This is a genomic window from Corynebacterium confusum, assembly GCF_030408715.1.
In the GTDB taxonomy this organism is placed as follows: domain Bacteria; phylum Actinomycetota; class Actinomycetes; order Mycobacteriales; family Mycobacteriaceae; genus Corynebacterium; species Corynebacterium confusum.
The window spans coordinates 1,102,591-1,128,043 of sequence record NZ_CP047202.1; the positions used below are offsets into that span (position 1 = coordinate 1,102,591).

Consider the following 25,453-nt stretch of genomic DNA (forward strand, 5'->3'; position numbering starts at 1 on the left):
GAAAGAGAAGGTGACAGCGTGACTGGATTTGGTCTCGGCCCCATGCCCGGCACCTCCATGCCGGAGGCCGCCGACATCGTGCTGGGGGAGACCGGCGTTTTGCCGCACCTGCCGCAGCTGCCCGACCGCGGGCTGGGCTCGGACGCTATCGGCCGCACCGCCGGGCTGGTGGAATTCGTGGCGGTCGACCGCGGCCCGCGCGCCTGGCAGATGACCGACCGGCCGCAGCTGCTGACCCGCCGGGCCTGGGACCGGATGGAGCGCGACCTGGACGAAATCCAGGACGTCTGGGGCGAAAGCGTGCCCCAAGTCAAGATCCAGGCCGTCGGGCCGTGGAGCCTGTCCGCCGCCATCGAGCTGGCCAACGGGCACCGCGTTATCACCGACAGCGGCGCGCGCCGCGACCTCTTCCTCGGCCTGCAGGAGGGCATTTACCGCCACGCCGCCGACGTGGCGCGCCGCTTCGGCGCGCAGGTCGTGCTGCAGCTGGACGAGCCCTACCTGTCCCAGATCCTAGCCGGCACCCTGCCGGGAGTGACCGACTTCGACGACATCGCGGCGGTGCCCGCCGAAGTCGCCGCGGACACCCTGGCGCCGTTCCAGGCCCAGTACCTGCACCTGGACGGCCCGCAGTGGGAGCTGGCACGCACCGCCCACACGGTGCTGCTGGACCTGCCGCGGCTGGACACCCCTAAAGACCTGGATGGTCTGGGCCAACACCTGGATTCGGGCGCGCGCGTGGGCCTGGGCATCACGGCGGCGGACGCAGTTGCCGGCCAGCCGGATGCCGCCCGCGGCGTGGCGATCGCTATCGCGCGCCTGCTCGATCGGCTGGGCCTGCCGCGCACGCTACTGACCCACGCGGTGGACGTCTACCCAGCCCGGCCTAACGAGCCCGCCAGGGACTACCGGCTTGCTCATCGAGTCGCAGCAATGCTCGAGCGCGACGCGGGCGACCTTTAGCTAACCCGCCCGCCGGAGTCCCGCGCCAGCAGGTACTCGCGCAGGTAGGGCAGGGTGAAGTTGAGCTCGCCGTAGCGGGGAGATTCGATGATGTCGGCGTCGATGAGCCGCTGGCGCGTGCCGGAGAGGGAACGCAAGGTCCGGCCCAGCGCCGCGGCGATATCGTGCACGGCCACCGGGTCGGTCGGTGCCGCCTGGGCCATGGCCTCCAAGAATTCACGCAGCGCCGGGGAGAGCTCCTTGACCGCCGGTTGGTGGACCTGGGTGCCCATCAGGGAGACGGTCTGGGGTGCTATCTCAGCGACGTCGGCCTCCGTAATGACGGCGCCGTCCTCGCCGCCTGCGCGCAGGGCCGCCTGCTGCCAGGACAGGGAGCCGACCAGCTGCACGAGGTAGGGGTAGCCGTGGGAGAGCTCCACCGCGGCCTGGATGCTGGCCGGGCTGAAGCTGATCCCGCTATCGCGGGCCGTCAGCTCGAAGGCCTCCGCCGTCAGGGACTGGTTCAAAGGGCCCAGCAGGTATTTTTCCGCCCGCCGCAGGAAGGTCGCTCCCGGCAGGCTCAGCAGCTTGTCGATGCCCTGGGGCAGGCCCGCCACCACCAGCGCGACGTTGAGGTCGTCGCGGATTAAGTCCTGGTAGGCGACGGCGATGGTGGTGAGATCCTCCAGCGAGGCGTCCTGAGCCTCGTCGATGCTGATGAGGACGCCTGTGCCGGTGAGGTGGCCCGACAACTCGCGCAGCCGGGTGTTGAGGTTGTGCTTGTAGGGCGCCTGGTCGTCGGTGTCGAAGCCGATGCTGGCCACCTTGCCGAGGCCCACCTGCTTGACCCGCGTGGTCGGGCGCGGGCTGATGCCCTCGATGGCCGCGGGGATGGTGGTCTCGACGAAGTCTTCCACGATGGGGCTGCGGCCCGAGGCGCGCAACACGATCCATCCCTGGGTGCGGGCGCGTTCCTCGAGCTCGTTGAGCAGGACCGTCTTGCCGATGCCGCGGGATCCGCTGATGACCAGAGAGCGCCCGGGCGTGCCGGCGGTGCCGACCAGCGCGCGTTCGAAGGAACGGAGGATGACCTCGCGGCCGACCCAGTACAGGGGAGCGGCGCCGAAGGTGGGGCGGAACGGGTTGTCCCGCGGGAGGGAGGGTGCAGACATGTCCCGGATCCTATCAGCTGGAGATTATGGAGATTATGGAGAGTTCGGAGACTTTGGGAGCTCTTGGAGAGTCTGGAGACTTCGAGCCCTAGCTGATCATCGGCCAGGCAGTGGAGACGCTCTCGGCATCCCGGCCCTTGCCCTCCAGGTACTTCTTGAAGTCCATCCGGTCGTGGTACCAGCGCACGGCCTGGAACTCCATCAGCTCGTTGACGTCCTTCTGGGCGAGCTCGGGGAAGACCTGGCGCACCTGCTTCCAGGCCACGCGCGCGGCGGCCAGGGCGTCCGCGGTCGCCTCGTGCGCGTTGTCCAGGCTGACCCCGTAGTGCTCGCAGACCGCGCCCAGGGTGCGCTTGCCCTTGCGCCACTTGTCCATGACCCGGTCGATGACGAAGGGATCGTAGACCGGCCCGGTCACGGTAAAGTCCCCGGTCAGGGCGCGTAGGACCGAGAGATCATAAGCCGCGTTGTAGACCACCAGGGTCAGGCCGTTGTCCCAGGCCTGCTTGATGGCGCTTACGGTTTCTTCGAGGACCTCGTCGTGCGGCCGGCCCTCCGCGCGTGCCTTTTCGGTGGTAATCCCGTGGACCTGGGCGGCGGCCTCGGGGATCTCGACGCCGGGATCCGCCAGCATCTCCTTCCTGTCTACGTGGCGGCCGTCAATGGTGACCAGCGCGGAGGTGACAATTCGGGCGGAGCGGGGGTCGGTCGAGGTGGTTTCCAGGTCAAAGGAGAGCATGCGGGTCGCGTCGAAGTTCATGGCTTTCACCTTAGTCGCCACTCCGGACACACGAGGCTGACTGGGCAAACACGGCGGCTTTACCCGCCGGCCGGGAAGCGGCGGCCAGGCGACTAGACTGGGGCACCGTGACTAATCCAGCAGATGTGCAACGCGAATGGAACGAGCTCGCCCAGGAAGTGCGGCGGCACCGGCAGCTCTACTACAACGAGCAGCCGGTGATCCCGGATGCCGACTTTGACAAGCTCTTCCGGCGCCTGCAGGAGCTGGAGGAAAAGCACCCGGAGTTGGCGGTCCCGGATTCGCCGACGCGCGAGGTGGGCGCGGCCTCGCCGTTCGCCGACGTCCAGCACCTCGAGCGCATGATGAGCCTGGACAACGTCTTCAGCGAGGCGGAGATGCGCGACTGGCTCACCCGCACCCCAGCCAAGACCTACCTGACCGAGCTGAAGATCGACGGGCTCTCCATCGACTTGGTCTACCGTTCCGGGCGCCTGGGCTCCGCGGCCACCCGCGGCGACGGCCAGGTCGGCGAGGACATCACGGCCAACGCCCGGGTCATCGAGGACATCCCGCAGCAGCTGCAGGTCACCGCGGACTTCCCGGTGCCGGAGCTGGTCGAAGTCCGCGGCGAGGTCTACATGCGGCCGGAGGACTTCGCCGCGATTAACGCCGAGCGCGTCGAGGACGGCAAGCCCGCGTTCGCCAACCCGCGCAACTCCGCGGCCGGCGGGCTGCGGATGAAGGACCCGGCGGAGGTGAAAAAGCGGCGGCTGAAGATGGTCTGCCACGGCATCGGCGCCCGCGAGGGCTTCAGCCCGGATTCGCAGTACCACGCCTACCAGGCCCTGGCGGCCTGGGGGCTGCCGGTCTCGCCGTACACCGAGCAGGTGCACTCGGCGGAAGAAGTCATTGAGCGCGTGAACTACTGGGCCGATCACCGCCACGACGCCATCTTCGAGATGGACGGCCTCGTGGTCAAGGTCGATGACCTGGCGTCCCAGCGCCAGCTGGGCGCGACCTCCCGGGCGCCGCGCTGGGCGATTGCTTACAAGTACCCGCCCGAGGAGGTCACCACCGTCCTGCGGGATATCCAGGTCGGCGTGGGCCGCACCGGGCGCGTGACTCCGTTCGCGGTGATGGACCCGGTCTTCGTCTCCGGCTCGACGGTGTCCATGGCCACCCTGCACAACCAGTCCGAGGTCAAGCGCAAGGGCGTGCTGGTGGGCGACACCGTGGTCATCCGCAAGGCCGGCGAAATCATCCCCGAGGTCTTGGGGCCGGTCGTCGAGGCCCGCGACGGCAGCGAGGTCGAGTGGACCTTCCCCGAAAACTGCCCGTCCTGCGGCACCTCGCTCGCGCCGCAAAAAGAGGGCGACGCCGACTGGCGCTGCCCGAACACCCGCTCGTGCCCGGCGCAGCTGTCGGCGCGGCTGGAGTACCTGGCCTCCCGCAAGGCGCTCGACATCGAGGCGCTGGGGGAGAAGGGAGCCTGGGATCTCATCGAGCAGGGCATCCTGGAAGACGAGGCCGAGCTTTTCGAGCTGACCGAAGACAAGCTGTTGGCCTCCGACGTCTACACCTCCAAGGCGGATAAGAAGGCGAAGGGGCCGAAGTCCGCGGACAACATCGCGGTCAACACGGTCGGCCGCGCGCTGCTGGACAACCTGGGCGAGGCCAAGGAGCGCGACTTCTGGCGCGTGTTGGTGGCCCTGTCCATCCGGCACGTCGGGCCCATCGCGGCGCGGGCGTTGGCCACCCGCTACGGCTCGATGGAGGCGCTGCGCGCGGCCGACGTCGAGGAGCTGGCGGAGACCGAGGGCGTGGGCACCATCATCGCGGAGTCCTTCAAATCCTGGTTCGAGGTCGATTGGCACGTCAATATCGTGGAGCGCTGGGCCGCCGCGGGCGTGCGCATGGAGGTCGCGGCCGAGTCCCGGCGCCCCCAGACCCTGGAGGGCCTTACTATCGTGGTCACCGGCACCCTGGAAGGCTACAGCCGCGACGAGGCCAAAGAGGCCATCGTCGGCCGCGGCGGGAAGGCCACCGGCTCCGTGTCCAAGAAGACCGACTTCCTGGTCGCCGGGGAAAACGCCGGATCCAAGGAACAGAAGGCCCAGGACCTGGGCGTGCCCATTCTTAACGAGGCCGGCTTCGAGGACTTACTAGCTCATGGCGCGCCGGCCGGCGAAGACGCGGACGGATAGGCTGGAGGCTTAAGACGCCTCGAGCGTTACCGCCGAAGCCGGGAGGAAGGACCAAGAGCATGAAGATTGCCGCTTTTGATTTCGACGGGACCATCTATTTCCCCGACGGGCTCGCCCCGGATATTGCCGAGGGCATCGCCGAGTGGCAGGCGGCCGGCAATATCGCGGTCGCGGCGACGGGCAAGTCCTACAACGAGGCCTACCGGGCGCTGGCCGGCTCTGGGGTGGAATTCGACTACTCCATCCTGGTCACCGGCGCGATCATCGCGGACAGGAACCGGCAGGTCGTCCACCGTGCCGGCCTGGACAAGGCGGCGGTGACCCAGCTGGTCCGCAGCTTGGCCGAGTGGCCCGGCACCAACGTCTACGGGATTTCCCATACCGGGCTGGACTATTGCTTCCGCGAGTGCGTGAGCACGGCGGATACCGGCGTCATCACCCAGGTCGCCTACGCGTCCCCGGAGGCCATCCCGGACCAAGACTTCGTGGCGGTGGCGACCTGGACGCCGGATAACCCGCAGGTCCAGGACGAAATTCACCGCTGGGTGCTGGACAATTACGAGGTCGAGTCCACCAAGAACCAGGGGTTCGTGGACATCCTTCCGGCTGGGACCACCAAGGGGGCCGGCCTGGAATGGGTGGCCCGGCACGCCGGCTGGGACCACGAGGAGATGGAAATCTACAGCTTCGGGGACTCCTGGAACGATCTGTCCATGTTCCAGCTCTCGCGCCAGGCCTTCTCCTTCCCTTGGGCCCCGCGGGATGTCCAGGCCGCCGCCGGGACCGTGGTGGATAGTGCGGCGGAAGGGCTGCGCCGGCTGCTGGACTAGTCCGCGGTACCCGCGTGGCCGTCGCTCAAGAAAGCTCCCAGGATGGTGCCCAGATTGCCGAGGTGCTCCACCTCGGAGGCCAGGTAGTCGGGCCCGCCGGTGCGGCCGATGGCCATGACCAGGCCGGTATCCCCGATGGGAGCGGCGGCCAGCGCCGAGTCCAACAGGGACCAAGAGGCCGGGATCCAGGAATCGGCCTCCGGGTTGAGAGCGCGGGCCTGGGTGACCTCGATGTCGTGCGGGGTCGTCCCGTCGTCCTCCGGGGCGGCGTCCGAGCTGGCGATGCGGTGGATCGGCTCGTTGTTATCGATGACGATGGCCCACGTCGAGGTCAGCGCCTTCGGGATGGCGGCGACCACCTCGGTCATCGCCGCGCGCACGTCGTGCAGGTGGGAGGCCACGCGGGCGAGCAGCGCAATCTGGCCGCGGCGGTCCACCCGGCCCGAGAACGGGCGGATGGAATCCACCTCGACGCCGTCGACGGTGCTGGCGGCCGTAATGAGAGAATCGGCCATGCCGCCGGCGGCGAGCTCGACCACGATGTCGTCCATGACGGTGCCGTCGGGGAAGTTTTCGACGATATCGACCGACTGAATATTGCCGTCTACCATGCCAATCGCGTCGGCCAGTTGGCCCAAACTGCCCGGGGTGTCGGGAAGAAGAACGCGGATGAGGAAGGACATGACAGTAGACAATTCTTTCTGTGGCTAGCGCGGTTGATACGATTTGTTTTCCCGTAAATACTACCCGTCGGGTGTCGTAAGCCTCAATAGACGCCCCGCCTATACATTTCTTTCCGCGGAAACTAATAGCGAAAACGCAGCGTGCGCACACTACTATGTGAGACACGTTAAACCGCCCGCGTAAATATCCCCGGGGAAAGGAGCCGATCATGTCCATTGTTAGCGGTGCTTTGCTTTTCGCCATGGCCGTGCTGGCCGGGATTATCAACTCGGCCGTGGGCTCGGGTTCCTTGCTCACCCTTCCGGTCCTCCTAGCCCTGGGGGTGCCGCCCGGGGTGGCGGTGCGCACCAATACCACCGGCATGATGTTCGCGTCGGTGGGCTCAGCGTGGGGCTTCCGCAAGGAAATACGGCGCGAGCTGCCCTACCTGGGCCCGCTGGTCCTGGTGACCATCGTGGCCTCGGCCGCCGGCTCCCTGCTGTTGCTAGCCTCGCCGTCGGATGCCCTCGATTTCGTCATCCCCATCCTCATCGTCGTGGCCCTGGTGATGGTGACCTTCCAGCCCAGATTGACCCGTTGGCTCGCCGCGCGCTCCCAGGCCGGACAAGGCACGGCTAACGATGCCGCCTCCGGCGCCGAGGTGGGCCAGGCCTACCGCCTGCCCCGGGTGGTAGCCCCCATGGGGTTGGCCGCGGTTTACGGCGGCTACTTCACCGCGGCGCAGGGGATTTTGTACATGGCCATCCTGTCGGTGATGACTGGGCGCAGCCTCAAGGACATCAACCCGGTGAAGAACTTCCTGTCCCTGTTCGTCAACGTCACCGCCGCGTTGGTCTACCTTTTAGCCTGGGCCTTCTTCGGCGCGGAGATCCTGTGGATCGGGGTGGCCGTGGTGGCCGCCGGGGGACTCGTCGGTGGCTTGGTCGGCGCGCAGGTGGCCAAGCGTCTGCCGAACCAGGTGCTGCGCGCGGTGATCGTCGTCGTCGCGCTGGTGGCGCTGGTGCGGCAGTTCGTCTAGGCGGAGACCACCTACGCGGCTGCCGCGGGCGGTGCAGTAGCATGGTGAGGAGCAAAAGCTTGAAATAGAAAATACCGTGCGCTTGCCCAAGCCCTTGGTCGCCTGCCCGCTGGGTGGGTCAGGCCGGCGCGGGCGGCGCACAAATAGAAGGGATGGAGTTCACGTGTCTGAGATTTCGCGTGACGAGGTCGCGCACTTGGCTAAGCTTTCCCGCTTGGCCTTGAGCGAGGAAGAGCTCGAACAGTTTGCTAGCCAGATTGATGAAATCGTGGACTCGGTCTCTGCGGTGGGCAAGGTGGACACCGACGGCGTTGAGCCGATGAGCCACCCGCACTCGCTGAACGCCACCATGCGCGAGGACAATGTGGTGCGGACCCTGAACGCCGAGCAGGCGTTGGATCAGGCACCGTCCGCAGAGGACGATCGTTTCGCGGTTCCGCAGATTCTGGGAGGAGAGTAAATGAGCACCTTTATTGCCCCGAACGAGGGGATTACCTCTCTGAGCGCCGCCGAGCTGGCGGACAAGATCCACTCCCGGGAGCTGACTTCCCGCGAGGTCACGCAGGCCTTCCTCGATCGCATCGCGGAGACCAACGACGAGCTCAACGCCTTCCTCCACGTCGGCGCGGAGGAAGCGCTGGCGGCCGCCGATGCCGTCGACAAGGCCCTCGACGCCGGTGAGAAGCCGGCTTCGTTACTGGCTGGCGTCCCACTGGCCCTCAAGGACCTGCTGACTACTACTGATGCCCCGACCACCGCCGCCTCCAAGATGCTCGAGGGCTGGATCTCGCCTTATGATGCCACCGTGGTCACCAAGCTGCGTGAGGCCGGCATCCCGATCCTGGGCAAGACTAACCTGGATGAGTTCGCCATGGGCTCGTCCAGCGAGAATTCCGCCTACGGCCCGGTGCACAACCCGTACGACATCGAGCGCACCCCGGGCGGTTCCGGCGGCGGCACCAGCGCGGCGCTGGCCGCCGGCCAGGCCCCGCTGGGCATCGGCACCGATACCGGCGGTTCCATCCGCCAGCCAGCCGCCCTGACCAACACCGTCGGCGTGAAGCCGACCTACGGCACCGTCTCCCGCTACGGTCTCATCGCCGCGGCGTCCTCCCTGGACCAGGCTGGCCCGTGCGCGCGCACCGTCCTGGACACCGCGCTGCTGCACGAGGTCATTGCCGGCCACGACGCCTTCGACGCCACCAGCGTGGACAAGCCGGTTGCCGACGTGGTCGCCGCCGCCCGCGAGGGCGCGCAAGGCGATCTCAGCGGCGTCAAGCTCGGTCTCATCAAGCAGTTCGAGCGCGACGGCTGGCAGCCGGGCGTAATGGAGGCCTACCACCAGGCCGTGGACCAGCTGGTGGCCCAGGGCGCCGAGACCGTCGAGATCGACTGCCCGCACTTCGACGACGCCCTGGCCGCCTACTACCTCATCATGCCCTGCGAGGTCTCTTCTAACCTGGCCCGTTTCGACGGCATGCGCTACGGCCTGCGCGTCGGCGACGACGGCAACCACTCCGCCGAGCAGGTCATGAGCATGTCCCGCGCCGAGGGCTTCGGACCCGAGGTCAAGCGCCGCATCATGCTGGGTACCTACGCGCTGTCCGTGGGCTACTACGACGCCTACTACCTGCAGGCCCAGCGCGTGCGCACCCTGATTGCTCAGGACTTCGCCAAGGCCTTCGAGCAGGTCGACGTGCTGGTCTCGCCGACCACTCCGACCACGGCGTTCAAGCTGGGGGAGAAGGTCGAAGACCCGATGGCCATGTACAACTTCGACCTGTGCACCCTGCCACTGAACCTGGCGGGCCTGTGCGGCATGTCCGTACCGTCCGGCATGGCCAGCGACTCCGGCCTGCCGACCGGCCTGCAGATCATGGCCCCGGCCTTTGCCGATGACCGCCTGTACAGAGTGGGCGCCGCCTACGAGGCCGGCCGCAACTCCGCGGACTAACCGCCGCCGGTAACTGAAGGTTCCCTGTTTTTTCCATACGGGGAACCTTCTTTTTGTATCGGATGGGTTGCGTGTGACGATTGTGGCGGTAGGTTATGGCACATGGTTTCCAAGAAAATCAAGACCCTGACCGCTTCGACCGCCGTGGCTGCCGGCCTTGCCCTGTCGGCCCCGGCAGCAATGGCCGCGCCCGCCAATTCTCAAGAACCTGCTCAGGAAACGTCCGCCGTGGACCAGCTGTCCAGCGTCGTGACCCCGGAGCTGCTCGAGCAGCTGCTGGGCCTGAGCTCCAACAGCGAGGCCGCCTCGACCGCCGCTAACTCCGGCGCCGAGTCGACCGAGTCCACCGAGTCTGCTGCGTCTGCAGCGACCGCCACCCCGTCCGAGGACGGCGACGCAGCACAGTCCGAGCTGGTGACCACCCTGCCGGAGGGTGCGACCAAGCTGCAGCCGAAGGAAGGCAACGAGACCATCTCCGGCAAGCTGGTATCCACCGTCAAGCCGGATGCTGTCAGCATCACGCTCCAGGATGACGGCACCTTGAGCTTCGAGGACGGCTGCAACGGCGGCACCGCCGACTACAGCTTCGACTCCGAGGGCGCCCTCGAGGTCGGCACCATCACCTCGACCCAGATGGCCTGCGAGCCGGCCGCCATGGCCGATGCCGCCGCCATCACCAAGATCCTCGAATCTAAGCCGGCCATCTACCAGCTCGACGACTCCACCCTGGCCCTGGCCGCCGGCGACGACGCCATCGAGTTCAAGCCCGCCCAGGCCGAGGAGGGTGACGGCGACGCCCCGGCCACCCAGCCGGCGGGCCCGGACGCTTCCACCCAGCCGGAGGCAAGCGCCCCGGCGACCGCTCCGGAAGCTGACGGCGCGGCAAGTGACGAGACCCCTGTCCTTGGGGCAGAAGCGAACCAGGATGCATCCCAGGCGGGGAACACCGGTGCCGAGACTGCTAACGTGGACGACGAAGGCGTCGTCCAGCCGGACACCACCGCCGACCAGACTGGTCCGGCAGGTGCCACGGCCTAAGGCGTACTTCAGACGCGGATATTGACAGTCCCGCCGCGTAATTCCTCAATTTGACCCCTCCCGCGCTTGCGGGAGGGGTCAAATGTTTGTCCGGGGAAGGCTAGCCCTTTTTAGGGTTCGTCACCTTATTTGTACTCGTCCGGCAGCGGGCCCAGCTGCGGGCCATCCGGGTAGTACTTCCAGCCGTCCTTGATGCGGACCTCGTCGTCCCACGGCAGCTTGTACTCGCCGTTGGCCAAGTCGCGGACCCAGGTCAGGTAGTTCTCGGTCTTTCCGCCGGGGTAGCCGACGTAGCCGCGGTTGCCCAGGTTGTAGATGTTGTTCTCCAGCGCCCAGTTCTGGCGGGCCTGGTCGGCGAGCGCGGGGTAGATCTCCGCGGTGACAATCTCGCCCGGGTTGCGGTGGCCCTCGGAAATCATGCCGCCGTCGTAGTTGCAGACGTTGCCCTCGCCGAAGTAGTAGAAAGTGCCGTCGTAGCCGGCTAGGTTCACCGACGCGGTGAACATGAGGTTCTGGTAGGCGTTGGAACGGTTGGTCATGATCCAGGAGTCCTGGGTCTGGGTGGAGTAGCCGGAGATGCGGATGTAGACGTTCGCGCCCTTGTAGGCGGCCTCGCGGGCCAGCTCCGGGAACATGCCGTCGTGGCAGATATTTAGGGCGATCTTGGAGCCCTTCGGGCCGTCGGCCACTGGCATGCCGAGGTCGCCCGGGTACCAGGGCTCGATTGGGGTCCAGGGCTGTAGCTTGCGGTAGTGCAGGGCAATCTCGCCCGTGTTGTCGATCATGATGGCGGTGTTAAACGGCGGCTTGCCCTCCTCGTGGTTGGGCTCCATGATGGAGAACACGCCCCAGACGTCGTTGTCCCGGCAGGCGGCCTTGTACTGCTCGACCTTGGGATCGTCGAGGCCGATGAGGAACTCGTCGTAGGACCAGATCTTGGTGTTGAGCCCAGACGAGGAGTACTCGGGGAAAACAATGAGGTCGAGCTCCGGGTAGCCGGCCTTGGTGCTGGCTACCATGCGGCAAATCTCGTCGACGTTGCGCTGCACGTCGTCGGGGTGGTTGACCACGGGTACGGGGTATTGGATGAGGGCCATCAACAGGCCGTTGGGGGAGGCGCTGACGCTACCAGTGCTGGACATGGAAAACACTCCTTGGGGTTGAATGGGTGGTGCGCCCCCCAGCCTATAGTGTGACTCGTGGCACAGTCGTGTCTCATGGCCGCTGGTGATCTCGCTGACCAGACTGCCCAGCTGGTGACTATTGGGCCCTAGCAAGAAAAATGTCTGTAGGGTAGCCTTACCCAAATGAGTGAGAATTCTGCATACACCCCGGACGAGCCGTACCGCGCCGGTTTCCAGGCCGGCTTCAGCCAAGGTTTCGGGGCCGGCTTTGAAAACGGCTTCGACCGCGGTTTCCAGGCCGGGCAGTCCCAAGCCCACTATGATTCCCGCCGCGCCCGAAAGGAAGAAAAGCGGGCGGAGAAGCTGCGGCGGCGCGAGGAAAAGGCCGCCGGCTCCGTCGGCCAAACTCCGGCACCGGCCCCGCGCAAACCCAAGCGCAAGGCCCACGGCGCCACCGTCACCGCCAAGCGCCAGATTTCCCCCGACATGGTGCGCCTGACCATCTCAGCGCCGGGCCTGGTGGGCCAGGATCTCGACAAGACGGATCACTACATCAAGATCCTCTTCGTGCCCGAGGGTGCCGACTACGCCTGGCCCTTCGACCTGGCCGACGCTCGCGCCAACCAGCCGCGGCACCTGCGCCCGGTCACACGCACCTATACCCTGCGCAGCGTCGACACGCAAACGGGAGAGTGCGAGGTCGACTTCGTCCTGCACGGCGATGCCGGCCTCGCCGGCCCCTGGGCCCGCGATGTCGAGGTAGGTCACGAATTTGGCTTCGCCGGTCCCGGAGGCAAGTGGAAGCCCGAGCCCGGCTACGAGACCTTCGTCTTGGCCGGCGACGAGGCGGCCGCCCCGGCCGTCGCCGCCGCCCTAGAGAAGCTGCCGGCGGGCGCGCAGGCGACCGCCTTTGTCGAGGTCGAGGCCCCCGGCCACGAGATCGAAATGCCCGAGCGTCCGGGGGCGACCGTCCAGTGGGTCTACCGCAACGGCGCGACCCCGGGCGCACCGCTGGCCGCCGCGGTCCGCAACCACGGCATCCCGGCTGGCCGCACCAGCTGGTTCATCCACGGCGTGGCCGAGATGATCAAGGACCTGCGTCGCTTCCTGTTCAAGGAAAACGGCGTCGATAAGACCGACGTGTCCATCTCCGGTTACTGGCGTCTCGGCATGACCGAGGACCTGTGGCAGTCCACCAAGGGCGAATTCGTCGCGGCGATGGAAGCCGAAGAAAAAGGCGCGGCGGATTAACTAATCCGACCGCGCAGAAGTTTGTCTCTCGGCTACTTGGCGTCCGAGAGAGCGTAGGCGGCGCCGGCGGTTGCGGCGGTCACGGCCAGCACGGACGGCCAGGCGCCGATCTTCTTGGCCAGCGGGTGCGAGGCGCCGAAAGCGCCCAGGTAGAGCGCCGACAGACCGGCGGTGGTGGCGGCATTCGTCTTGGCCGCCCAGGAGCGGCCAGCCCACAGGCCAGCGGCGCCCAGGATGACGCCGCCCAGCGGGCGCACGCCCGTCTCTTTGGCCGTGACCCAACCGCCGATAAGGCCCAGGGTGACCGTCGTGGCGGTGCTGACGTTTTCTGGCTTCTTGATATCAATCATTCCCATGCCATCACCCTAGTCCGCCCGGCGACCCGCGGTAAATAGTTTCGGAAGCCGGCCTGCCCGGAGGGGCTAGACTCGTTGTCCATGACGCGTGATAGACCCCCGCAGCAGCCCGCGGCATCGACGGTGTTGCCCGAACCGCAGGCGTGGCGCGCGATGATCGCGCTGAGCCTCGGGTTTTTCATCTCCCTGCTGGACCAGACCATGGTGGCCGTGGCGCTGCCGGCCATCGCCGCAGACATGGGAGCATCCATCAACCAGGCGATGTGGGTTTCGTCCATCTACCTGCTGGCCGCCGTGGTCCCCCTGCTGTTTACCGGCCGCTTGGGCGATATCTACGGCCAGCGGCTGATGTTCCGCCTCGGCGTGGGGCTCTTCGCCGTCGGTGCGCTGCTGTGTGCGCTCTCGCCCAGCATCGAATGGCTCATCGCCGCCCGCGCCGTCCAAGGCCTGGGCGCTGCCATCCAGATGCCGCAGACGATGTCCGTTATCAACTGCGTTTTCGCCCGCGAGCGTCGCGGCCGCGCACTCGGCGTGTGGGGCATCGTCGGCTCGCTGGCCTCCTTGACCGGCCCGGTAGCCGGCGGGCTGGTGGTCAGCCTGGTCGGCTGGCACGGCGTCTTCTGGCTCCACCTGCCCTTTGCCGCGGCCGCCATCATCCTGGCCACCCGCTGGGTGCCGAAGCTGCCGACGGTCGCCCGGGCTATCGATGCTACCTCCGCCGCCGTCTCCCTCGTGGCCATGGCCGCCATCGTCTTCGCCATCCAGCAAGGCCCCGGGCTCGGTTGGCGCTGGTGGGTCTGGGCTCTACTGGCGGCCGGCATCGCCGGACTTATCGTCTTCGCCCGCCTGCAGGCCACGGCCGGCCGGCGCGGCACCGAGCCGCTCATCCCACCCGCGCTCTTTGCCGACCGCAACTACAGCCTGGGCGTGGCCTCCATCTCCACCATGGGCTTTATGGCCGCGGCCATGATGCTGCCGATGATGATATGGATGCAGGGCGTGCAGGACCTGCCGGCCAACCAGGCCGGGCTCATCGTGGTGCCCATGGCGGTGGTCTCCATGCTGGTAACCCCGTTCGCCGGCATCCTGGTCGACAAGCTGCACCCGCGGGCGCTGTCGCAGTTCGGATTCGCGGTCTCGCTCGGAGCCTTCGTCCTTGCGTGGTGGGTAATGCTCGGCGGGCACGCGGCCGCGTGGCTGGCCCTGCCGCTGGGGCTACTGGGCCTGGGCCAGTCGTTTATTTGGGGGACCAACTCCGCGACCGCCATGCGCGATCTCCCGGCTACGCTCATGGGCGCGGCCTCCGGCGCCTACAACACCGCCCGGCAGGTCGGTTCGGTGATCGGCGTGGCGGTGGTCTCGGCGGCCATGCAGGCCGGGCAGGCCGCCTTCGGCCTGGTCGCCGGTCTGGCGCACTCCCTCTGGGCGATCATCGCGGCGCTGGCCGCGGGCCTGGTGACGGTCAGCTTCTTCCGGGATACGTTGCACGGCGGGGCGGGGAAGCCCGAGAGGCGTTAAGCTGGTGAGCATGCGACTTGCCACCTTGACCTCCGGCGGCGACTGCCCCGGGCTGAATGCAGTAATCCGCGCCGTGGTGCGCACCGCCTCTAGCGAATTCGGCGACACGGTGGTCGGATACGAAGACGGCTGGGTAGGCCTCATGGAAGACCGCCGGCGCGACCTCTACGACGACGCCGAGATTGACCGCATCCTCCTGCGCGGCGGCACCATCCTGGGCACCGGCCGCCTGCACCCGGACAAGTTCAAGGCCGGCCTGGGCCAAATTAAGGAGAACCTCGCCGACGCTGGCATCGACGCGCTCATCGCCATCGGCGGCGAGGGCACCTTAAAGGGCGCGCAGTGGCTGGCGGACAACGGGATCCCGGTCATCGGCGTGCCGAAGACCATCGACAACGACGTCAACGCCACCGACTTTACTTTCGGCTTCGACACGGCCGTGTCCGTGGCTACCGACGCCATCGACCGCCTGCACACCACCGCCGAGTCCCACAACCGCATCCTCATCGTGGAGGTCATGGGACGCCACGTTGGCTGGATCGCGCTGCACGCGGGCATGGCCGGCGGCGCGCACTACACCGTCATCCCGGAAGAACCCTTCGACATCGCCGAAATCACCAAGGCCATGGAGCGCCGCTTCCAGATGGGGGAGAAGTACGGCATCATCTGTGTGGCCGAAGGCGCCCTCCCGAAGGAGGGGACCATGGAATTTACCGAGGGTGATACCGACCAGTTCGGGCACCAGACCTTCAACGGCGTCGGCCAGGTTATCGGCGACGAAATTAAGCGCCGCACCGGCTACGACGTGCGCACCACGGTGCTCGGCCACATCCAGCGCGGCGGCACCCCGACCGCCTACGACCGCGTGCTGGCCACCCGCTACGGCGTCCACGCGGCCCGCGCCGCCCACGCCGGCAAGTCCGGCCAGTGCGTGGCCCTGCACGGGGAAAAGATTGAGCTAGTCCCGCTTGCCGATGCCGTCGGCGAGCTCAAGGTCGTCCCGCCCGCCCGCTACGCCACCGCCAAGGCGCTCTTCGGCTAGCGCGGGCCCGCGGTAGGGCAGCCCCTACGCGACGTCGAGGCGCAGCGCTGGCAGCTGCGGGTCTACCACCCATCTGTCCTCGGCCACGGTGATGGCCGGCCGTTCCTCGACGATGGTCAGGGAGTCGCCCGCGCGGACGGTGTTGCCGTCCAGCACATAAGAAACGAGCCCGCGCAGCACCGCGTAGAAGTCGTTGGGCTCCCCGGGCGCGTTGCGGATCTGCACCTCCGGGTGTCCGGCCTGGATAAGGCCGACGGAGTAGGCGTACCAGCGGTCGGCGTCCTCGGAGGGGCGTACCCACACGCCCACGGCCGTCATCGCCAGCTCGCCGCTATCGGCCAGCTGGATAAAGCGCGGCGCGCTAATGGTCACCCCGGCCCGCGGCACCAAGGCTGCGAGTGCGCCCGGGGTCTTCAGGGCGGCGAGAGTGGCTACCGACAACATGTTGATCTGGCGCAGGCGGTCCTCCCGGTACTTCTTGCCGCGCTCGAGGTGGGCGTTGTCGGGGAAGACCGTGACCAACAGGTAGCTGGCGGCGCTGGAAACGTCGACCGAGCCGTCGTTGAGCTCCGGGTGGGGCTCGACCTCGCTGAGGTCAGGGGCGGCATCGACAAGCTTGAACGTAATGGTGCAATCGCGGGCCTGGGCCACCTGCAACTCCGGTGAGGGGCCGGGTTTAAGCGGGCTGAGCTGGTCGCCGAAGGTGTCGCGCATGGCGGCGGCTAATTCTTTCTCGGCGGGTAAGTTGCGGCAATAGACGACGTTGACCAACGGGGCGTTGACAAGGTCGGCGGCTACGCTATTCGGGGTATCCATGCGCCCCAGCATAGGCAAAAAGACCAGTTGCCGGCGAGGAAAAATAACGTACTAAGATGGCACGCATGACTGCTGCGATGTATGACCTGATGGACTTCGATGAGGTCTTGGAAAAGTTTGAACCCGTCATGGGCATGGAAGTGCATGTCGAGTTGGATACCGAAACCAAGATGTTTTCCACCTCGGCCACCAATTTCAGCGCCGCCCCGAACAGCAACGTGGACCCGGTGTCCCTGGGGCTGCCGGGCGCGCTGCCGGTCGTTAACGCCAAGGGCGTGGAATGGGCCATCAAGATTGGGCTGGCGCTGAACTGCTCCATCGCGGAGTCCTCCCGGTTCGCCCGGAAAAACTACTTCTACCCGGACCAGCCGAAGAACTACCAGATCTCCCAGTACGACGAGCCCATTGCGTACGACGGCTACCTGGACGTCCAGCTCGAGGACGGCACCGAGTGGCGCGTCGAGATCGAGCGCGCCCACATGGAGGAAGACACCGGCAAGCTGACCCACCTGGGCGGCGCCGACGGCCGCATCCACGGCGCGACGAAGTCCCTGGTGGACTGCAACCGCGCCGGCATCCCGCTGATTGAAATCGTCACCAAGCCGATCATCGGAGCCGGTGAGCGCGCCCCCGAGGTCGCCAAGGCCTATGTCTCCGCCCTGCGCGATCTGGTGGCCGCCCTGGGGGTGTCCGATGCCCGCATGGACCAGGGGTCCATGCGCGTGGACTCCAACCTGTCCCTGCGCCCCATCGGCCAGGAGGAGTTCGGTACCCGCACCGAGACCAAGAACATTAACTCGTTGAAGTCCGTCGAGCAGGCTGTGCGCTTCGAGATGCAGCGCCAGGCCCAGGTCATCGAGGACGGCGGCGAGATCGTCCAGGAGACCCGCCACTACCAGGAGGCCGACGGCACAACCTCCAAGGGGCGCCCCAAGGAGACCGCTGAGGACTACCGTTACTTCAACGACCCGGACCTGCCGCCGGTCATCGCCCCGCGCGAGTGGGTCGAGGAAATCCGCGCCACGCTGCCGGAGCTGCCGTGGGTCCGCCGCGCCCGCATCCAACAGGAGTGGGGCCTGACGGACGAGGAGATGCGCGACTTGGTCAACGCCGGCGCCCTTGACCTCATCGTGGACACCGTCGAGGCCGGCGCCCCGGCTTCCGATGCCCGTTCTTGGTGGGTCGCCTACCTCTCCGGCAAGGCCAACGAGGCCGGCGTGGCGCTGGCCGACCTGTCGATTAGCCCGCAGCAGGTTGCCCGCGTGTGCGCCCTGGTGGCCGAGGGTAAGCTGACCACCAAGCTGGCCCGCCAGGCCGTCGACGGCGTGCTGGCCGGCGAGGGTGACGTCGACGAGGTCGTGGCCGCGCGCGGCCTCGAGGTTGTCCGCGACGACGGCGCCATCGAGAAGGCTGTCGACGACGCCCTAGCCGCCAACCCGGACATCGTGGAGAAGTACCGCTCCGGCAACAAGAAGGTCACTGGCGCTATCGTGGGCGCGGTCATGAAGGCCACCCAGGGCAAGGCCGACCCGGGCCAGGTCAACAAGTTGATTGCTGAAAAGCTCAACTAGACCGCACAGCGTTTACCCAGACCCGCGGATGTTATCAAAATGATATCCGCGGGTCTTTGGCGTATTCGGAGGCCTTTCCTGCCGAAAGACCCAGCTAGACGTTAAGCGCCTCACAGGTAGGGGTGAACTGGCTGCACCGCACACGGGTCGGCGGGAGCTGGTGCGTTATGCTTTGGGACGACAGCGCGCGCCACTGAGCTGCGCCAGGGTTTAGTTGCATGCTTGCCCCCTCGGGCCGCGGCGGGCCTAGACTGGCTGAGTCCCTAGCCCACGGTGCGCGCTTGAGACTTGATCATTGTCTAGCAGAACTAGGAAAGTTGTGTCTATTACCAAATCAATGAGCATCGCCTTGGCCTTCATCGGCCTGCTGGTTGGCGCCGGCTTCGCGACGGGCCAGGAGATCGTGCAATACTTCACCTCCTTCGGCGCCAACGGCGTGTGGGGCATCATCGTCGCCGGCATCATCATGACGCTGGCCGGCACCGTCTTCTTGCAGCTGGGTAGTTACTTCCACGCCTCGGAGCACAACACCGTCTTCCGCCGCGTGACCCACCCGATTGTCTCCAAGCTGCTGGATATCGCGGTTGTCATCACGCTGTTCGCCGTCGGCTTCGTGATGCTCGCCGGCGCCGGCTCCAACATGGAGCAGCAGTTCGGCTGGCCGGCCTGGGTCGGCTCCCTGCTGATGCTCATCCTCGTGCTGGTGTGCGGCATGCTGGACGTCGACAAGGTGTCCAAGGTCATCGGCACGCTGACCCCGACCATCATCATCGCGGTCATCCTAGTTTTCATCTACACGCTGTTTAACATGCCCGAGGACGTCACCCTGGCCATGGAGCACTCCGGCCAGATTGATTCGCCCATCGGCAACTGGCTGGTCTCCGCCCTCAACTACAACGGCCTGGCCTTGATGCTGGCCGTGTCCATGTCCCTGGTTATCGGCGGCGACAACATCGACCCGCGCGAGGCCGGTCTGGGCGGCATCATCGGCGGCGTCATCTACTTCATCATGATGAGCATGGCGGGCTTCTCCCTGCTGATGAACGCCGACAAGATCGGCGACTCCGACATCCCGATGCTGATGCTCGTCGACGAGATGGGCTCCGTGCTGGGCGGCATCATGGCCGTCATCATCTACCTGATGATTTTCAACACCGCCATCGGCATGTTCTACGCGCTGGGTAAGCGCCTGTCCGCCGGCCACGAGAGCCGCTACCGCGTCATCTTCGTCGCGGGCTGCCTGGCCGGCTTCGCGGTCTCGTTTGCCGGCTTCAAGACCCTGATGAACTACGTCTACCCGGTGATCGGCTACATGGGCATCGTCATGGTGGCCATCTTGGTCTTCGCCTGGTTCCGCAGCCAGTCCCAGATCAAGGACGAGGGCGTGCGCCGCGAGCGCATCCGCGCGCTGCTGCACCTGAAGCTGCACCCGAACAAGGAGTACGACGCCGCGCGCTACGACGACGAGATAGGCCAGCAGCTGGTCGACTCCAACCTGGAGCGCGAGGCGCTCTACAACGACATCGTCGACGAGGTCACCGACGACCTCAACAACGACGAGGAAGTCGACTTCGACCTCAAGGACTACGACGAAAACCGCAACGACGTCAGCTACTACACCGAGCGCGACAACGTTGAGGAAGGCCGCTCCGAGGAAGAAATCAAGCAGTGGATCGAGGAAACCGGCGCCTCCGGGGACCCCGAGGCCGACGCTGCCGAGACCACCGGCACCGACGCTTCCACTAGCGAGCAGAAGAACTAACTAAAAACCGCACCGGCGCCCCGCGGAGACGAGCTCTCCGGCGGGGCTTTTAGTGTATTAGCAGCTTGATGATCAGACCAATCATGATGCAGCCGATGGCGAAGTTAATGACCCGCCAGACCTTCGGCTGCGCCAGAACGTCGGAGAACTTTGCCGCGCCGTAGCCGATGGCGGGGAACCAGACGAGGCTGGCGCAGATGGCGCCGCCGGCAAAGAGCCAGCGGTCGTCGGGGCCGTACTGGTTGGCCACGCCGCCCAACATGACGAGCACGTCGACGTAGGCGGCTGGGTTGAGCCAGCAGATGGCCACGGCGGCCAGGGCCGGCTTGAGCCAGGTCTTTTCCTGCATCTTGCGGCGGATGACCCGGCGGGTCTTGGTGGCCACGGTGGCCACGCCGCCGCGGGTGTCGGGGGAGGTGCCGAAGGATTCGATCTCCTCGGTCTTGTTGGGCGTCGCGCCGGCGTCCAGGGCCTTGCCGTCGGGGGTGAGGGCGTCGCTGAAGCACAGGAACGTGAAATAGGCCAGGTAGGCCGCGCCCGCGTACTTGAGGATGGTCAGCGCCCAAGGGAATCGGTCGACCAAGAAGCCGACGCCGGCAGTGCCGCCGAGGATCATGATGATGTCGCTGGCCGCGCAGATAGCGATCACCACGCCTATAGCGTGGCGGCGGATGCCCTGTTTCAGAAGGAGGGCATTCTGGGGTCCGATGGCGACGATGAGGGAGATACCCAGGGCGAAACCAGCTACGATGATCGACATATCTCTAGTGTGCCGCCGGGAACAAGTGAAGTCTAGTTAATCAGACTAAATCTAGTTAAGCTATGCTTCATGAACCCGCTTCATCTGGAAACCATGCTGGCAATTGTGGACGAAGGCAGCTTCGACGGCGCCGCCCGAGTGTTAGGGGTATCACCGTCCGCCGTCAGCCAGCGCGTCAAGGCCCTGGAGACCAGCACCGGCCGCGTCCTGCTGCGCCGCTCGACTCCCGTGATGGCAACCGATGCCGGCGAAGTCCTCGTCCAAGCCGCCCGCCGCATGGCCCTCGTCCAGGCCGAGACCAACGCCCGCCTGCAAAAACGGCTGGCGCGCGTGCCCCTGTCCGTGGCCGTCAATGCCGACTCCCTGGCGACCTGGTTCTGCCCAGTGCTGGAGGACGTGGCTGACGGGGGCAAGGCATCGTTGCGCCTGCTTATCGAGGACGAGGCCCGCACGCTGGCGATGCTTAGGCGCGGCGACGTCCTCGGCGCGGTAACCCGCGAGGAGCTGCCGGTCAGCGGCTGCGAGTCGACGTACCTGGGCAAGCAAAGGTTGGTGGCGGTGGCGGCGCCGGGGCTGGCTCGGCGGCATCGGACGGCGGAGGGCATGTCGTGGACGCAGATGCCGGTGGTGATGTACGGCCCGCACGACCAGGTGCTCGACGACGCCATGCAGGAGCGCTTCATCGACTCGCACGTCATCCGGGCCAATATCTCGGAGATTCCGTCGGCCGAGGGCTACGTCGAGGCCGTCCGCGCGGGCCTGGGCTGGGGCCTGGTGGCCGAGGCCCAGGCGCGGCCGCTGCTCGGCAGTGGGCAGGTGGTGCTGCTCGACGGGGACCCGCTGGACGTCGATCTGTACTGGCAGCGCTGGCGGCTAGAATCCGAGGTGCTCGAGGAGCTTACTGACTCTGTCGTGCGCGCCGCCCGGGAGGGACTAGTTGCTTAGCGCGTTGCCTAGCGCGGCTTAGCCGAAGAGCTCTACCTGGAAGGGCTCCGGGTTTTTGAGCTCCTCGCCGCGGGGCAGGGCGCCGGGCAGCGTGGTGCCCTCGGCGAAGGGGCGCCCGCCGAAGCGGTCGCGGTCGTGCTGCTGGGCCAGCCAGGACATGTCCGGGCCGACCGGGACGACCTGGGTGGGGTTTACTTCCTTGTGCACGATGAAATAGTGCTGCTTGATTTCGGTGAAGTCGGTGGTGTCGCCGAAGCCCGGAATCTGGAAAAGTTCCTGCAGGTAGCCGCGGATGTTCGGCAGCTTCGAGGTCTTGTGGCGGGAGCACTTGAAGTGGGAGTAGTAGACCGGATCGAAGCGCACCAGCGTGACGAAGAGGCGGATATCGGTCTCGGTGAGATGCTCGCCGACCATGTAGCGCTGGCGGCCCAGGCGCTTTTCGACCCAGTCGAGGGCCTCCCAGAGGTCCGCGTAGGCCTTTTCGTAGGCCTCCTGGCTGCCGGCGAAACCGCAGCGATAGACGCCGTTGTTGATGTTGCGGAAGATGTACTCGTTGAGCTCGTCGATTTCGGCGGCGTGCTCGGCGGGGTAGAGGTCCGGGGCGCCGGCGCGGTGGAAGTCGGTCCACTCGGTGATGAAGCCGCGCACGATGCTGTTGTAGTCGTTCGTCACGACCTTCCCGCTGGCCACCTACACGACCGCCGGCACGGTGATCCCGCGCGGGTAATCGGGGAAGCGGGCGAAGTAGGCGTCCTGCAGGCGGGGAATGCGCAGGACCGGGTCGACGCCGTCGGGATCCAGGTCGAAGGTCCAGGAGCGCACGTCGTGGGTCGGGCCAGTCAGGCCCAGCGAAAGGGTGTCCTCCAGGCCCATCAGGCGGCGGGTGATAACGGAGCGGTGCGCCCACGGGCAGGCGCGGGCGGCGATGAGTCGGTAGCGGTCGGCGGCCATCGGCCAGCTGGCGGTGCCGTCGTCGTTGTTGCGGCGCTCGGTGAGCCCGGCGACGAAGCGGTCGGTGATGTAGTTGGTGTCGCGGACGAATTCGCCGTCCGGGGAGGCGTTGTGCGGGTCGCCGGCCCAGTCGTGGTTCTTGTCGGCCATGGTTCCTCCTAGGTCTTGGCTAGTAGCCCTAGTGTAGCGACAAGCGTGACGTGTCAACAAAGTAGGAGGGGTCTCGATTTGCATACGATGTCGCGGCGCGCCGAGGTCGGTGGTCCGCGCGGATGCTCAGCTAGCCTAAGTTGGCAGGTATGACCCAGAACAACAAGCCAGATAACGCCCGTGACCTAGGCGATGACTTTGACGACGTTCCCACCTACACTGGGCCCTCCCAGTCTTCCGGCCAGGGCACCGCGCGTCCCCTAAAGCGCGACGATGCCCCGGAGACCACCGAGTTCGGCCAGACTGCCAAGCCGGGCGAGAAGGCCGAGTCCGCCCAGTCCGGCGCTCCGAGCAAGCCCGCGCCGAAGCGGAGCTCCCTCTTCGAGCGTGCCGGTCGCGCCCAGCCGCAGAACATCGAGCCGCGTGCTGCCGCCGCCGAGCCGGAAGCAGAGGACGCCGCCGGGGTCCCGGCAGCAGGTAACGAGGCCGAGACCACGGCCTTTAGCGCCTCCGGTGCGCCGGCCGCCACGCCGGCTGCCGCGGCCGATCCGACCGTCCATCTGGACCGCGAGTCTCGTGAATCGCGTGAGCCTCGCGGGACCCGGGAGCCGCGCGAGTCTGAGGCCTATGCCGATCGCGACTTCGCCGAGCGCCGCTCCGACGAGCCCGCTACCCGCTACCAGCCGGCTGCCGCGCCGCAGGAGACCATGGCACTGGATCCGAACGAGCCGGACTATGCCGCGACCTCCCAGGTCCCGGCCGGCGAGCAGTACGATGCCGACGGGCAGCTCCTCTACGCCGGCACCACCGACGCTGCCGATGCCCCCGATGCTTCCGAAACCACCGCCTCTGCCAAGCGCGGCACCATCGACTTTGGCCTATTGCTGGTCCGCCTCGGCTTGGGCGTCTACCTCATCCTGGCGGGCCTGCGCCCGCTGCTGCAGCTGGGCGATTCCGCGGGCCTGAGCGAGGTCACTGAGCAATTCGCCGGCTACCCGTGGGCCAACATTCTGGGGGTCGGCGTCCCCGTCGCGCAGCTGGTTGCCGGCGCCTTCCTGGTTTTGGGCCTGTTGACGCCAGTTGCGGCGATGCTAGCGACCCTCGTCACCGGCTTTACCGCCCTGCATGCTCTCGCTGTCACTGGGGCCGGGCTGAACGTCTTTAACTGGCCGGAGTCGGTGTGGCTATCGGTCGTGTTGTTCGTTATTGCTCTGGGTGTCCAGTTCACCGGCCCGGGCGTTATCTCGCTGGACTTCGGCCGCTCGTGGGCGCGTCGTCCGCTGGCGTCCTCGTGGGTCTTCATCGTTTTGGGCTTGGTCGCCCTGGGCGCCATCTGGTGGTTCGGCGCGGGGGTAAACCCGCTGAACTAGCCCAAGCGCACGCCGAGTAGGCGCTACGGAGTGGTTTCCGTGGCGCCTTTTCGCGTGTTTTGGCTGGGCGAGTTCCTTGTGGCCTGGCAGTCGTGGGGTTGACTGGCCTTTTTCTTCCGGCTCGGCTGGCTTTTCCTTCCAGCTCGGCTGGTTTTATGCCAGCCCCGCGGCGGGGTTAATGCCCGCCGCCCCCGTGTCAGCCGTCAGCCGCTGCTCCAGGGCGGGTCCCACGTCACCCTGCCATCGCGGCGGTTTATCCTGCCGTGCCTGGGGTAGGCCGGGTCGTCGTCGTTCCAGGAATTGTGGAACTCGCACAGTAGCGTCAGGTTCTCCTGGTTGGTTTCACCACCGTCGGCCCAGGGGTGGATGTGGTGGACCTGGCACTCGTCGGCTGGTTTCCTACAGTTCGGCCAGGCGCAGGTCGTGGTCTCCGCCTTGGTCATGTCCTTCTGCTTCGGTGAAGCATGCCGCCTGTAGCGGTATTGGTTGACTGGGCCGCGCCTAGGGTCGACCAAGGTGGCCAGGCCCGCGTCCAACAAACATTGGCGGACGTAGTCGGCTCCGGTCATGGTTGTTCCGTTGGTTAGCTGCAGGGTGATCTCGTCCCCATCACCGGCAAGGATTTGCACCCAGTCAGGAAGGGAGATCACCACGTGGGTGGCCTTCGGCTGCTTCTCCAGGCCTCCACTGAACAAGGCCTCGACATCGGGGATGGTTTTGATGCTGGCCCAGAGGTTTTCCACCAGTTCCGGGTCCCCGGTGACAGAAAAAGTACTCGGTCCATCCTTGCGGCGGGTCACGCGCACGCCTTCGGCGGGTGGGGCCGGGCGGTTGAGTTCTAGGACCTTTTGGTTGGCTAGGCGTCTTAGCTGTTTGGTGGTGCCGGGGGTGTTGCACAGTTCGATGAGCATGGCCCACGCGTGGCCTTTGTGGCGCACCCGGCGGAAGGCACTATCGAGCACCAGCAGGGTGTCGAGGTGGTGTCCCTGGGCGGTGGCCGCTTTCCTCGCTGCGGCCTGCTTGCGGGTAAAGGACGTGTGCCCGAAGAAGGTCTGGCAGGCACGGTGGTGCGCGGCCGCGGCCATGTCCGACATGACAGCCTTCAAAGCGGGCAGGCTCAGCTGGCGGCACAGGTCCAAATACTGGATCCCGTCCGCGAAGATGGAGTGCGCTGCTTTCAATGTGTCCATGGCTGTCGTTGCTGTCATGACCCACACGCTAGAAGCCCTTGGCAACCCCGACAAGGCCCGAAA

22 protein-coding genes and 1 pseudogene are annotated in these 25,453 nt (G+C 66.5%); 14 read left to right on the forward strand and 9 right to left on the reverse strand.

Annotation, left to right across the window (positions count from 1 at the left end; all coding sequences use genetic code 11):
- Positions 1-18: 18 nt before the first annotated feature.
- Positions 19-963, forward strand: a complete 945-nt coding sequence (locus tag CCONF_RS05195) for a uroporphyrinogen decarboxylase/cobalamine-independent methonine synthase family protein (RefSeq protein ID WP_290225930.1) — start codon at positions 19-21, stop codon at positions 961-963.
- On the opposite strand, the gene CCONF_RS05200 is transcribed toward CCONF_RS05195, so the two are convergent.
- Both CCONF_RS05200 and CCONF_RS05205 read right to left on the reverse strand, forming a co-directional pair.
- Positions 960-2,114: a DUF8462 domain-containing protein gene (locus CCONF_RS05200; RefSeq protein ID WP_290225932.1), complete on the reverse strand. Its 1,155-nt coding sequence runs from the start codon at positions 2,112-2,114 to the stop codon at positions 960-962. The two genes, CCONF_RS05195 and CCONF_RS05200, sit on opposite strands and share 4 nt — an antisense overlap.
- A gap of 88 nt (positions 2,115-2,202) precedes the next feature.
- Positions 2,203-2,874 carry a 3'-5' exonuclease gene (locus CCONF_RS05205; protein ID WP_290225934.1) on the reverse strand — a complete coding sequence of 224 codons (672 nt, stop codon included), beginning with the start codon at positions 2,872-2,874 and terminating at the stop codon, positions 2,203-2,205.
- 107 nt (positions 2,875-2,981) lie between these two features.
- On the opposite strand from CCONF_RS05205, the gene ligA reads away from it, so the two are divergent.
- A complete protein-coding gene (ligA, locus tag CCONF_RS05210; RefSeq protein WP_290225935.1) occupies positions 2,982-5,060 on the forward strand; it encodes an NAD-dependent DNA ligase LigA in 2,079 nt (692 codons plus the stop codon).
- Between the two features lie 59 nt (positions 5,061-5,119).
- Positions 5,120-5,890, forward strand: coding sequence for an HAD family hydrolase (locus tag CCONF_RS05215; protein WP_290225938.1), 771 nt, complete (start codon positions 5,120-5,122; stop codon positions 5,888-5,890).
- Here CCONF_RS05215 and CCONF_RS05220 read toward each other — a convergent pair.
- Complete coding sequence (locus CCONF_RS05220) at positions 5,887-6,573, reverse strand: ACT domain-containing protein (protein ID WP_290225940.1); 687 nt, start codon at positions 6,571-6,573, stop codon at positions 5,887-5,889. The genes CCONF_RS05215 and CCONF_RS05220 overlap by 4 nt on opposite strands.
- 209 nt (positions 6,574-6,782) lie before the next feature.
- On the opposite strand from CCONF_RS05220, the gene CCONF_RS05225 reads away from it, so the two are divergent.
- The 4 genes from CCONF_RS05225 (at position 6,783) to CCONF_RS05240 (ending at position 10,584) form a co-directional block, all read left to right on the forward strand.
- Positions 6,783-7,592, forward strand: a complete 810-nt coding sequence (locus tag CCONF_RS05225) for a sulfite exporter TauE/SafE family protein (RefSeq protein ID WP_290225942.1) — start codon at positions 6,783-6,785, stop codon at positions 7,590-7,592.
- Positions 7,593-7,755: 163 nt separating this feature from the next.
- Positions 7,756-8,052 carry an Asp-tRNA(Asn)/Glu-tRNA(Gln) amidotransferase subunit GatC gene (gatC, locus tag CCONF_RS05230; RefSeq protein ID WP_290225944.1) on the forward strand — a complete coding sequence of 99 codons (297 nt, stop codon included), beginning with the start codon at positions 7,756-7,758 and terminating at the stop codon, positions 8,050-8,052.
- Positions 8,053-9,546, forward strand: coding sequence for an Asp-tRNA(Asn)/Glu-tRNA(Gln) amidotransferase subunit GatA (gene gatA, locus CCONF_RS05235; RefSeq protein WP_290225946.1), 1,494 nt, complete (start codon positions 8,053-8,055; stop codon positions 9,544-9,546). It begins immediately after the preceding gene.
- Between the two features lie 102 nt (positions 9,547-9,648).
- A complete protein-coding gene (locus tag CCONF_RS05240; RefSeq protein ID WP_290225948.1) occupies positions 9,649-10,584 on the forward strand; it encodes an META domain-containing protein in 936 nt (311 codons plus the stop codon).
- 125 nt (positions 10,585-10,709) lie between these two features.
- Here the strand turns inward: CCONF_RS05240 and CCONF_RS05245 are convergent, their stop codons facing one another.
- Positions 10,710-11,726, reverse strand: coding sequence for a formamidase (locus CCONF_RS05245; RefSeq protein WP_290225951.1), 1,017 nt, complete (start codon positions 11,724-11,726; stop codon positions 10,710-10,712).
- 165 nt (positions 11,727-11,891) lie between these two features.
- Here CCONF_RS05245 and CCONF_RS05250 point away from each other — a divergent pair, with 165 nt between their 5' ends.
- Positions 11,892-12,959: an SIP domain-containing protein gene (locus CCONF_RS05250; protein WP_353959517.1), complete on the forward strand. Its 1,068-nt coding sequence runs from the start codon at positions 11,892-11,894 to the stop codon at positions 12,957-12,959.
- 32 nt (positions 12,960-12,991) lie between these two features.
- Here CCONF_RS05250 and CCONF_RS05255 read toward each other — a convergent pair whose 3' ends face one another.
- Positions 12,992-13,315: a hypothetical protein gene (locus tag CCONF_RS05255; protein ID WP_290225952.1), complete on the reverse strand. Its 324-nt coding sequence runs from the start codon at positions 13,313-13,315 to the stop codon at positions 12,992-12,994.
- Positions 13,316-13,396: 81 nt separating this feature from the next.
- Between CCONF_RS05255 and CCONF_RS05260 the strand changes: the two genes are divergently transcribed.
- Positions 13,397-14,833: an MFS transporter gene (locus CCONF_RS05260; protein WP_290225954.1), complete on the forward strand. Its 1,437-nt coding sequence runs from the start codon at positions 13,397-13,399 to the stop codon at positions 14,831-14,833.
- A gap of 10 nt (positions 14,834-14,843) precedes the next feature.
- Complete coding sequence (locus tag CCONF_RS05265; RefSeq protein ID WP_290225957.1) at positions 14,844-15,875, forward strand: ATP-dependent 6-phosphofructokinase; 1,032 nt, start codon at positions 14,844-14,846, stop codon at positions 15,873-15,875.
- A 24-nt stretch (positions 15,876-15,899) separates the two neighbouring features.
- Here the strand turns inward: CCONF_RS05265 and CCONF_RS05270 are convergent, their stop codons facing one another.
- Positions 15,900-16,691, reverse strand: a complete 792-nt coding sequence (locus CCONF_RS05270) for a DUF4261 domain-containing protein (protein WP_290225959.1) — start codon at positions 16,689-16,691, stop codon at positions 15,900-15,902.
- A 65-nt stretch (positions 16,692-16,756) separates the two neighbouring features.
- On the opposite strand from CCONF_RS05270, the gene gatB reads away from it, so the two are divergent.
- A complete protein-coding gene (gatB, locus tag CCONF_RS05275) occupies positions 16,757-18,262 on the forward strand; it encodes an Asp-tRNA(Asn)/Glu-tRNA(Gln) amidotransferase subunit GatB (RefSeq protein WP_290226278.1) in 1,506 nt (501 codons plus the stop codon).
- A gap of 337 nt (positions 18,263-18,599) precedes the next feature.
- Positions 18,600-20,024 (forward strand): YkvI family membrane protein, encoded by a 1,425-nt coding sequence (locus tag CCONF_RS05280; protein WP_290225961.1) that lies wholly within the window; start codon positions 18,600-18,602, stop codon positions 20,022-20,024.
- 49 nt (positions 20,025-20,073) lie between these two features.
- Here CCONF_RS05280 and CCONF_RS05285 read toward each other — a convergent pair whose 3' ends face one another.
- Complete coding sequence (locus CCONF_RS05285; RefSeq protein WP_290225963.1) at positions 20,074-20,784, reverse strand: LysE/ArgO family amino acid transporter; 711 nt, start codon at positions 20,782-20,784, stop codon at positions 20,074-20,076.
- A 69-nt stretch (positions 20,785-20,853) separates the two neighbouring features.
- On the opposite strand from CCONF_RS05285, the gene CCONF_RS05290 reads away from it, so the two are divergent.
- Entirely contained in the window at positions 20,854-21,729 is an 876-nt protein-coding gene (locus tag CCONF_RS05290; protein WP_290225965.1) for a LysR family transcriptional regulator ArgP, read from the forward strand.
- An 18-nt stretch (positions 21,730-21,747) separates the two neighbouring features.
- On the opposite strand, the pseudogene CCONF_RS05295 reads toward CCONF_RS05290, so the two are convergent.
- Positions 21,748-22,830, reverse strand: a pseudogene (locus CCONF_RS05295) (glutathione S-transferase C-terminal domain-containing protein).
- Positions 22,831-22,979: 149 nt separating this feature from the next.
- Here CCONF_RS05295 and CCONF_RS05300 point away from each other — a divergent pair.
- Positions 22,980-24,200, forward strand: a complete 1,221-nt coding sequence (locus CCONF_RS05300) for a DoxX family protein (protein WP_290225966.1) — start codon at positions 22,980-22,982, stop codon at positions 24,198-24,200.
- A gap of 203 nt (positions 24,201-24,403) precedes the next feature.
- Here CCONF_RS05300 and CCONF_RS05305 read toward each other — a convergent pair whose 3' ends face one another.
- Entirely contained in the window at positions 24,404-25,408 is a 1,005-nt protein-coding gene (locus CCONF_RS05305) for an HNH endonuclease signature motif containing protein (protein WP_290225967.1), read from the reverse strand.
- Between the last annotated feature and the right edge of the window lie 45 nt (positions 25,409-25,453).